The organism is Frankia sp. CeTa3Moorea (assembly GCF_978021225.1).
This window is the reverse complement of sequence record NZ_CDXDOR010000137.1, coordinates 1-9576: the sequence shown is the minus strand read 5'-3', so window position 1 is coordinate 9576 and position 9576 is coordinate 1. Positions and strand designations below refer to the sequence as shown.

Here is a 9576-nt window from a genome sequence, read left to right as displayed (position 1 = left end):
CCCCCGGCCTTCAGACCGGGGAGGATGTCAAGCTGTTCCCACTGCCAGCCGTCGAGCACGACGGCCCCGCCGTCCAGGTCGGGGAGGTCGAGTTCACCCGCGCCGAGCTCTTCGCGGCCGCGTCCGTCGTCGCCGGTCGGGTGGCCGGCGCGCCGGCGGTGGCCGTGCACGCCGAGGCGACGATGGCCACCGTCGTCTCGGTCGTCGGCTGCCTGCTCGCCGGGGTGCCGGCGGTACCCGTGCCGCCCGACTCCGGGCCGCGTGAACGCGGTCACATCCTGCGCGACTCGGGCACCGCCCTGCTGCTCGGCAGCCCCGCCTGGGACGACCTCACGATCCCCACCGTGCCGGTCGATCTCACCGCACGGTCGGGGGCTGCCGGGTCCGGGTCCACGTCCGGGTCCACGTCCGGATCCGGGTCCGGGTCCGGGTCCGGGGGAACCGGACCGGCGCTCATCCTCTACACCTCCGGGACGACCGGAGCCCCCAAGGGCGTGGTGCTGTCCGCCCCGGCCATCGCCGCCGATCTGGACGCCCTCGCCGACGCCTGGGCCTGGACGCCCGAGGACACGCTCGTGCACGGGCTGCCGCTGTTCCACGTCCACGGCCTGGTCCTGGGTGTGCTCGGGGCGCTGCGGGCCGGCAGCCGGTTGATCCACACCGTCCGCCCGACCCCGACGGCGTACGCGGCGGCCGGGGGGACCCTGTACTTCGGCGTGCCGACCGTGTGGTCCCGGGTCTGCGACGATCCGACCACCGCCCGCGCCCTGGCCTCGGCCCGGCTGCTCGTCTCGGGCAGTGCCCCCCTGCCGAGGCCGGTGATCGACCGGCTCGCCGGCCTCACCGGCCTCGCCCCGATCGAACGGTACGGGATGACCGAGACGTTGATCACCATCAGCGCCCGGGCGGACGGGGAGCGCCGGGCGGGCTGGGTCGGCACCACCCTGCCGGGAGTGCGGACCCGGCTCGTGGACGACGAGACGGGGGCCGAGCTGCCCGCGGACGGGGAGAGCATCGGCGAGCTGCAGGTCCGCGGTTCCACCCTGTTCGACGGGTACCTGGGGCGCCCGGAGGTCACCGCCGCGTCGTTCACCGCGGACGGCTGGTTCCGCACCGGCGACGCCGCGGTCGTCGCCCCGGACGGCCACCACCGAATCGTCGGGCGCCGATCCACTGACCTCATCAAGAGCGGCGGTTACCGGGTGGGCGCGGGCGAGGTCGAGGCCGTGCTGCTGGCCCACCCGGCCGTGCGCGAGGCCGCCGTCATCGGGCTGCCGGACGACGACCTCGGGCAGCGCATCGCCGCCTTCGTCGTCGCCCCCGGCCTGGCCGGTGCGGCGGGCGGGACACCGAGCGAGACGACGGCGAGCGAGGCGCTCATCGACTTCGTGGCGCGGGAGCTGTCCATCCACAAGCGGCCCCGGGAGATCCACCTGGTGGCCGAGCTCCCCCGCAACTCGATGGGCAAGATCCGCAAGTCCGCCCTGGCTCCCCCGGAAACGCCCTGAGGGCAGGTCACGGCGTCGAGGAGAGCGTGCTCGGGGCGCTCACCCCACCGGAGCGGGAGGCCCTGCGGTCCCTGCTCGCCCGCGCCCTGGCGGGCTGACCGGCCCGGCGGGGCTGGCGGGACCGGCCGGCAGGCCCGTGGCGAGGCCGCGGTAGAACGCGCTGGTCGCCATCAGCTCCTCGTGCGGGCCCTGCGCGACCACGCGGCCCTCGTTCAGCACGAGGATGAGATCCGCAGCCCGCACCGTGGAGATCCGGTGGGCAATGACCAGCAGTGCCCGCTCGGCGGCGATCCGGCGCATCGCGCGGGTGAGCGCCTGCTCGTTGACGCTGTCCAGCTGGGCCGTGGGCTCGTCCAGGAGCAACACCGCGGGCTGAGCGATCAGCGCGCGGGCGATCGCGACCCGCTGCCGTTCCCCGCCGGAGAGCAGCACACCATGATCACCAACCGGGGTCCGGAGCCGCTCGGGCAGCCGGTCGGTGAAGTCCCGCAGCCCCGCCGTGGCCAGGACCGCGGTGATCTGCTCCTCGGTCGCCTCCGGCGCCGCGTAGGTGATGTTGTCCCGCAGGCTGCCGTGCAGCACCGGGGTGTTCTGCTCGACCAGCCCGACCCACCCGCGGGCGGTCGCGCGGGGCATCGCGCGGACGTCGTGGCCGGCGAAGAGGATCATTCCGGCGTCCGGCTCGTAGAAGCGCTCGACGAGCTCCAGGATGGTGGACTTGCCGGCACCGGACGGCCCGACCAGCGCGACGTGCCCGCGGGACGGCACCGTGAACGACACCCCGCGCAGCACCGGCGTCTCCGCGTAGCCGAACCAGACGTCACGGAACTCGATCGACGGCACCTGCGGGTTCGGCGGCTCCCTGCGTGACAAGGACAAGAATGACACTCGTGACGAGGACGAGGATGACACTCGTGACGAGGACGAGGGTGACAACGGTGCCGGCGGGCGCGTCCCGCCGGGGGCCGCGGCCGCCACGGGGCGCAGCGAACCGTGCACGGGCTCGTCGTCGCCCTCCCGGGGCAGCGCGAACACCGCGTTGACCCGCGACAGCGCCCCCATCCCCCGCTGGATGGTCGCCGCCGCCTCGATGAGCTGCGACAACGGCATCACCAGGTAGGTGGCATACAGCAGGAAGGCGACCAGGCTGCCGAGCGAGGCCGAACCGCGCGCCACCAGGATCCCGCCGACCAGGAGCACGACCAGCACGCTTCCCTGCACCGCGAGCTGCATCGCGGGGGCGATGATCGAGTCCAGCTTCGCCATCCGGATGCCGGCCTGGTATGCGGCCGCGGCGTGGTCCCCGATGCGCGCGGCCTCCCGCCCCTCGGCGCGGTTCGCCCGCACGGTACGGATCGCGGTGAGGGCGCGCTCCAGGTCGGCGGTCATGCCGCCGACGCTGGCCTGCCCGCGTTCGGACACCGTCCTGATCCGGGACAGCGCGCCGAGTACCACGACCCCGGCCACCGCCACCACCCCGAGCACGAGCAGGAACAGCCAGGGGTTCAACCAGATCATCAGGGCGACGGCGCCGACGACGCCGATCACGCTGGTGACCAGGGAGGTGAAGCTGTACGCCACCGCCTCGCGCACCACGGTCGTGTCGGTATTCGCGCGGGAGATCAGATCCCCGATCCGCCGCGTGTCGAACACCCGCATGCGCAGCCGCAGCAGGTGGCCGATCAGGCTGGTGCGCAGGCCGAGCAGGACGCCCTGGCCGACGCGCTCGAGCAGGTAGTGCCCGGCGGTGTCGATCATCGCCTGGCCGACGAACAGACCCAGCAGCGCCCCGATGAGCCAGCCGGGAATACCCCCCGCCTGCGCAGCGTCGATCACCCGCATCACGAGCAGCGGTTGGAGCACCCCGACGGCGGTGCCGACCACGGTCAGCGCCGTGGCGATCGCCACCGCCCCGCGACGGCCGCGCAGCAGCGCCCAGAGTTCCACGACGCCCCGCAACGCGGGCCCCCGGGCAACTCCCTGGCCCTCCCCCTCAACGACGTACGCCCTCGTCACGAGGCACGCCCCTTCCGCGAAGCCCGCCACTCCCACGAAGCCCGCCCGCGCGACGCGGCCCGGTTCCCGTTCCCGGACCGACGCTGAGCAGCGGCCGCAGGTAGCCGGCCGGCATCGACTCCCCCACGATCACTCCGTCCGCCTCGACCCACGCGTGCGCGGCGAACGGCGCGATGGTGCGCACCCCCACACGCCACGTCGGGAACGTTCCGGTCAACCGGCACAGCAGGGCGGTCGCTATCGAGCGGGGAACGCAGCCCCGCGCGCCGCGGCAGGTGAGGCTCACGGCTGTCACCGCCTGCCGGGCGGCGAGCGCGGTGTCATAGTCGGCCGGGCGGGCGCCCGCGCCCACCTCCGTGAGCACCCGGCAGATGCGGGCCGGCGACTGGGTCGCGAGCACCCGCGCGATCCCCACGGCGACCAGCGCGCCGAGCCGACGAGCGAGGGACGGTTTCGCCTCCGGCCGCTCGACCACCATCGGCGCGGTCACCGGGCCTGCGCCCGGGGATCGCAAACCGCCTCGGTCTCGGGTGACCATCGGGGTTCGGGCTCAGCCTCGATGAGGCCCACGTCCGCGAGTTGGGCGAGCAGACCCTCCACGTCGCGGCGCGCCGTCTCCGGGTCAACCTCGCTGGCCTCACACAGCCCGCGGGCGGCGGCTGCCGTGTCGCCGCCGTCGAGCAGGATCCGCAGCACCAGGTCACCCGAGGGGTTGAGGGTCCAGTACCGGCCGTTGTCGATATGGAGGAGCACCGCTCCGTACTCGGTCGGCGCCCGCACTACGTCAGGCCGCAGCGTCACCATGATCACTCACTCCTCCGGTAGCTCACTCAACTTCTCCGGTAGCGCAGTCACTCCTCCGGTAGCGCAGTCAGGGCCCCGCCGGTAGCGCAGTCAGGGCTCCGCCGGCTCGCGAGCACCCGCAGCCACGCGTCCACCGCGAACGTCGGTTGCAGCGCCTGGTGGCGATGACCAGGTACGGACGAAGATCGGCATGCCTGGCGCAGCGCGTCCGGCTCGATCAGGCCGAGATCGGCCAACGGGCTGTCATCGCACAGCTTCACCAGGACGTCCTGGCTGGCGCGCAGGCCCTGATCCGCCTCGGCGGCGGCATCCGCCTTGGTCTCGCGGCGCAGGCATTCCTGTGGCACCACCCGGCGCATGGCCTCCTTCAACAACGGTTTGTACTCCCACGGACCGGTGCGCTCCTCGGGCCGCACCGCCAGCGCCGCCCGGACCACCCGATCGTCGAGGAAGGGGGCGGCGAGCGGCGGGCCGACCGGATCGGCGAGCTGGTCGAACAGCCGGAACACCGCCGCGCCGGCGCGGATGGCGAAGAGATCGGCGTGGCCGTCCCGGGTCTCGGCCAGCGGCCAGGCGCGCCGGGCGGCCTCCGCGAACGCTCCGGCCAGCAGGTCGAGGGCCGCCGGCGTGAGCCAACCCGGGACCACAGGCGGAAAGGCCCAGTCGAGCGGGGCCAGGACGCCCGGGTGGGATCGGCCGAAACCGGAGGAACCGGAGAAACCGGAGAAACCGGCCGGACGGTGGGCCTGGTCGACCGTGGCGCGGCGGGCCTGGTCGAGCGCATCGGCCATGTCGGCGAGGCAGTCCCGGTAGCCGCGCGGCCACATCATCCGCAGACACGCCATCCGCGGCCAGCCCTCCTGCGCTCGGTGTCCGCGCAGGTCGTGCAGCGCCCGCCAGGGCCGGCGGCGCAACAACCGGGGGAGGTAGGCGGGACAGCCATAGGCGACCTCGTCGCCACCGAACCCGGTGAGGTGCACCCGCGGCCCGTACAGCGCGACCCGGTCAAGACCCGCGCGCAGCTTCGCCCGGTCGACGATGCCGACGAACGGCCGGTCAAGCGGTTCGTCGGCGTCGGCAATGCCGTCGTAGACGAGGGGAAGCCCGGCGGCGGGCAGGACCTCGCGCGTGACGCCGGGGAGCGTGGCCGCGGCCCGCGCGGCCCACTGGGCGTCGTCGTCACCGGGATCGCGGGCGATCCCGGTGAGCGCGACCACGTCGGCGGGGCCGCGCGCGGCCAGGCAGCACACCGAGGTGGAGTCCAGCCCGCCCGACAGATCACAGCTCACCGTCCCGCCGCCGGCGACCCGCGCCGCCACGGCCTCGGCGAGAGCCGCCCGCAGGGTCGGCGCCCCCTCCGCACGGGACCGCACCGGTGCCGGTCGACGCCACCACCGCAGGACAGTGGCCTTCTCGTCAGGGCCGACGAGAAGGTAGTGATCCGGGGGCAGCGCGTCGATCGGCTCCCAGAGCACCAGGTCGTCGAGCGGATGGGGCGGTGACGGGTCGAGCAGCGACAGGGCCAGCGCCGCCCGGTTCAGCGGGGCGCCCGTGATCCGGGCGAGCACGTCGGCGCGGTCGGCGGCGACCAGCTGGCTGCCCAGCCGGGCGGTGAAGACCCGCCGGGTTCCCGTCGGGCTGCCCTGGATACGACGGTGGCCGTCGATTTCGGCGATCACGTGGTAGTCGCCGGCCACCGCGCGCGCGAGGTCGAGAGCATGCACGTCACGGGCCGAGAGAAGCAGCCGCAGGAGCTGTCGCGCGTTGGTCGCGGCACACCCGATCAGGGCCAGTCGCGAGCGCCCGGCGACGGCACTGACCATGGCGTCGTCCGGCCAGTTGCCGACGATCCACGGCCGCCCGGAGGCGTACCGCAGCATGCGACGGACCCCCGGCGGACGCACGACGGGATCACGGTCGGCCAGCACCAGAAACCAGCAGGACGGAATCGGGACCACCGCCACCCCGGCCGCCGTCACGCAAAACGCCGCCAGAAATAGTCACGCCCCCAGCCCCAGCGGCCGTTCGTCACTGCGGCGAAGCTGCCGGCATCCTCCAGTCGCGGGGGGAGGTAGGTAGCCTTCATCGTCTTCTCCTCAGCGGTTTCCGCGCGCCCGCGCCGTGACGCGCACCCTTGCGACGCGCACCCTTGCGACGCGCGCCGGTGGCGATACACGACGGCGCCGCGCCCGTGGCGCGGGCGCCGGCCAGCTGGTCCGGCCCGTCTGGTTGAAATTCCCCCGCCGGGTTCACTGGCGGTTCAGCTGACTTCCGGTGGTGAATTTGGGGGACCTGAGCACGGTCTGCGGTCCCTGGACCGTGCTCAGGTCCCCATAACTCGACCGCCGCACGACTCGGCCGGCACGGCCGTGGTATCAGGTGATCCACGAGTCCGGATTCAGTACATGCTGATGGGCACGCCGCAGTTCGACACCGGGCTCGATCCCGAGTTCGGTCACCAGCCGCCGGTAGACCGTCTGGTACTCGGCCAGTGCCTCGGCCCGCCGGCCGGTGTGTTCCAACGCGAGGATCAGTTGGGCCCAGAGACGTTCCCGGGTCGGATGTTCGACCGTGAGCGCCCGCAGGGTCGGCAGCACCCGATCGTACTCGCTGAGGGCCAGGCGGGCGTCGATCAGGTCCTCGCACACCGCCCAGCGAGCCTCCTCCAGCCGGAGGACCTCCGAGCCTGCGATCTCCGCCGGGAGCTCGTCGAACGCGTCCCCCCGCCACAGCGCGAGGGCACCTTCGAAAAACCCGGCGGCGCGTTCCGGTGAGCCGGCACGCACGGCGGCGCGGCCCTGCTCAGCGGCCGATTCGAACCGCTTAGCGTCGATCTCACCGGGCGCGACGACCAGGCGGTACTCCCCCGGCCGGCTCTCGATGCGCCCGGGGCCGTTCCCCCCGGCTCCGGGCGTGCCCAGGGGCGGCCGGAGGGTGTGCCGCAGCTCCGAGAGATAAGTCTTGATGTTGCCCCCAGCGGAGCGCGGCGGGGCATCCTGCCAGAGCGCGAGCCGCATCCCGTCCACACTCACCCACTGGCCGGCGTGCAGCAGCAGGGTCAGCAGCAGGATGCGCTTCTTGCGCTGGTCGATGCGGACCTGCTCACCCGAGGATCGCCGCACCTCCAGCGGTCCCAGGACCGCGAACAGGAGGCCGGCCCCGGTCGCGGAAGATGCGTTCGGACTCGCCTCAGATAGGTAGTCGTCGAGCATCGTGGCTCTCATCGATCGGGCCCCCGTTTCGGTTTTCCCGTGCGGGCCGGCTGGTCCCGCCCGGGCCGGTGCCGTCTCCCGGCCCGGTGCTGGCCCGGTGGCTGAATACCCCCAGCTCACCCCGGGTAGTCATCCGGTGCATGCGGATATCGAGCAACGCTCTCGGGCGGGTCGGGAACACCGCCCGACAGCGCCGGCGCCCGGTCGGCGGGCCTCGATCAGGGTCAGATCCCGAGCTTCGCCCGCGTCTGCGGCCCGACGATCCCGTCGACCACCAGACCGTGCTTCAGCTGGAAGTCCTTGACCATGTGGTTGGTCTGGTACCCGAACTTCCCATCCACGCTGATCGGGTAGCCAAGGCTGGCGAGCCTCTTCTGGATCTGGTGCACGTCGAGGCGGAACCCGAGGCCGATGGCCAGCGACGGGTAGCGGGCCGCACGCGCCACCACGGCCGCACGCGCCGGGGCAGCCGCACGCGCCGGGGCAGCCAGCGAGGAGTAGGAGACGTTCGTGAACCGCGCGCCGCGCGAGACGGCCGCCGCCGCTGCCTGTCCCCGGGCCAGGTAGCGGTAGTGCATGCCCTTGGTGTAGGCGCTCCAGGCGGTGATGCCCTGGCCTTCACAGACCTTCTTCGCCGCCCAGGCGTTGACGGTTGGGTCGTAGAGGTTGCGGTTACCCACCCAGCCGGCGTGGGCCCGCATGTTGATCTGCCACAGGCCGCGCGAGTCCTCGCCGGAGGTGGCGTGGGCGTAGGGGTTGCCGCCGGACTCCGCAAGAGCCACCGCGACCCAGGTGGCCAGCGGGACACCGCGGCAGCCGGGCAGTCCCGCGTTCGCGGCCGCGCTGGCGATCGTCACATCGGGGACCGTGGTGGCGGCCCTGGCCGGGCTCGCGGTGGCGAGCATGCCGGCGCCGGCGCCGATCACACCGACGGCGGCGACAACGGCGCCCCGGGTCCGGGTGGAATTTTTCCGATGCTTTCCCTTGGCCATTTCTTTGACATCTCATTTCGGTGTCGTCGAGCACAGACTGGTGATCGAGGGGAGGGATGCCGCTCGAAGGAGGGCGAGCGGAGACGACCGCGCTGGAGAAGAGCAGCACCCAGTGCCGGTCCCCCGGTGCGCCGAGGGTCCGTCCGGGGACGACCGATCGACGCGCCCTGGGGATTCCGGGGTCGATGGGCTGAGCAGCCCGGCAGGCGGCCGCGGTCATTCCGTTCCGGGCCTGGCGGGCCCGGTGGACGGCAGGGGTCAGCCGACCACGGATGACGAGGTCAGGTGGCTTTCAGCCGAGCTGGTGGTATCGCGCGTCAGCGCGATCGGCCGGTACGGGCACCGACCGGATGGCACGTTCTCGCGAAGACGTCAGGGCGAGAACGGCGCCCAATATGGCGGGGACGCACCGCGGGTCGCGCCGAACGGCGTCACGGTCCAGAAGACCGGAGCCGAGCGTTCCTGAAACACAGGCAACGTCGAGTCCTTCCCGTACGCCTGCGAGGTTAGCTGTCGGGTTCGGGCCGGGAAGCCCGGCCGTTTCCGCGGCGTGCGCGTAACGGCTTAACCCCAAGGGCGGCCCGCAACGAGCCACCCGGAGGAACGTGGTTCCCCCGCTTCTGCCCAAGGTCTCTCGGAGGGAGCTCCGGACCGTGGGCAGAACTCGGCGTCGGCCCGGAGCTGTTGATACCTCGCAACCGTAGCGAACTACAGACCGTAGTGACAAGTACGAGTTGTGCCGAATCTGGGCACATGTTGGTCACGATGCGTGCATAACGCTGCGGTGCCGCAACTCTCGGACATCAATAGCAGCTACCGGTAGCGATATAGATCACCCGTCACGACCGAATCTTGGCGATATGACCGGTCTGTCGAGACGGGGACCGGTGGCCACGGGGACCGGTGGCCACGAGGACCGGTAGCCACGGGGACCGCCCGGCCGCCCGGCAATCCCTGCGCCCCCGCGCACCCCGACAACCCCCGGCGGGCGGGAAACTTGGACCGGGGGTCGGGTGGCGTGTGGGCGGGTACGCAAACGCGAAC

8 protein-coding genes and 1 riboswitch are annotated in these 9576 nt (G+C 72.7%); of the genes, 1 reads left to right on the top strand and 7 read right to left on the bottom strand.

The window, feature by feature from the left end:
- Positions 1-32: 32 nt before the first annotated feature.
- On the top strand, positions 33-1508 hold the full coding sequence (locus AC08OV_RS19460; protein WP_476613990.1) for an acyl-CoA synthetase: 1476 nt from the start codon (positions 33-35) through the stop codon (positions 1506-1508).
- A gap of 39 nt (positions 1509-1547) precedes the next feature.
- Here AC08OV_RS19460 and AC08OV_RS19455 read toward each other — a convergent pair whose 3' ends face one another.
- The 7 genes from AC08OV_RS19455 to AC08OV_RS19425 all read right to left on the bottom strand — a co-directional run bounded on the left by AC08OV_RS19455 (position 1548) and on the right by AC08OV_RS19425 (position 8532).
- Positions 1548-3524: an ABC transporter ATP-binding protein gene (locus AC08OV_RS19455; RefSeq protein WP_476620069.1), complete on the bottom strand. Its 1977-nt coding sequence runs from the start codon at positions 3522-3524 to the stop codon at positions 1548-1550.
- Entirely contained in the window at positions 3502-4014 is a 513-nt protein-coding gene (locus AC08OV_RS19450; RefSeq protein ID WP_462186037.1) for a lasso peptide biosynthesis B2 protein, read from the bottom strand. Before AC08OV_RS19450 ends, AC08OV_RS19455 begins: the two co-directional genes overlap by 23 nt.
- Positions 4011-4328, bottom strand: coding sequence for a lasso peptide biosynthesis PqqD family chaperone (locus AC08OV_RS19445; protein ID WP_476604829.1), 318 nt, complete (start codon positions 4326-4328; stop codon positions 4011-4013). Before AC08OV_RS19445 ends, AC08OV_RS19450 begins: the two co-directional genes overlap by 4 nt.
- 47 nt (positions 4329-4375) lie before the next feature.
- Complete coding sequence (locus AC08OV_RS19440; RefSeq protein WP_476615462.1) at positions 4376-6307, bottom strand: asparagine synthase-related protein; 1932 nt, start codon at positions 6305-6307, stop codon at positions 4376-4378.
- Positions 6304-6414: a lasso RiPP family leader peptide-containing protein gene (locus AC08OV_RS19435; protein WP_476593204.1), complete on the bottom strand. Its 111-nt coding sequence runs from the start codon at positions 6412-6414 to the stop codon at positions 6304-6306. Before AC08OV_RS19435 ends, AC08OV_RS19440 begins: the two co-directional genes overlap by 4 nt.
- Before the next feature lie 289 nt (positions 6415-6703).
- The gene (locus tag AC08OV_RS19430) at positions 6704-7540 is read right to left on the bottom strand and encodes an AfsR/SARP family transcriptional regulator (RefSeq protein WP_476620068.1); all 837 of its coding nucleotides are present in this window, start codon (positions 7538-7540) and stop codon (positions 6704-6706) included.
- Between the two features lie 224 nt (positions 7541-7764).
- Positions 7765-8532, bottom strand: a complete 768-nt coding sequence (locus AC08OV_RS19425) for a peptidoglycan-binding protein (RefSeq protein ID WP_476615460.1) — start codon at positions 8530-8532, stop codon at positions 7765-7767.
- 481 nt (positions 8533-9013) lie between these two features.
- A riboswitch (cyclic di-AMP (ydaO/yuaA leader) is annotated at positions 9014-9167 on the bottom strand.
- Positions 9168-9576: the final 409 nt, after the last annotated feature.

Coding starts and splice junctions, on each gene's coding strand:
- AC08OV_RS19445 (WP_476604829.1), bottom strand. CDS start 4,328: ATGGTGACGCTGCGGCCTGACGTAGTGCGGGCGCCGACCGAGTACGGA.
- AC08OV_RS19435 (WP_476593204.1), bottom strand. CDS start 6,414: ATGAAGGCTACCTACCTCCCCCCGCGACTGGAGGATGCCGGCAGCTTC.
- AC08OV_RS19430 (WP_476620068.1), bottom strand. CDS start 7,540: ATGCTCGACGACTACCTATCTGAGGCGAGTCCGAACGCATCTTCCGCG.
- AC08OV_RS19425 (WP_476615460.1), bottom strand. CDS start 8,532: ATGGCCAAGGGAAAGCATCGGAAAAATTCCACCCGGACCCGGGGCGCC.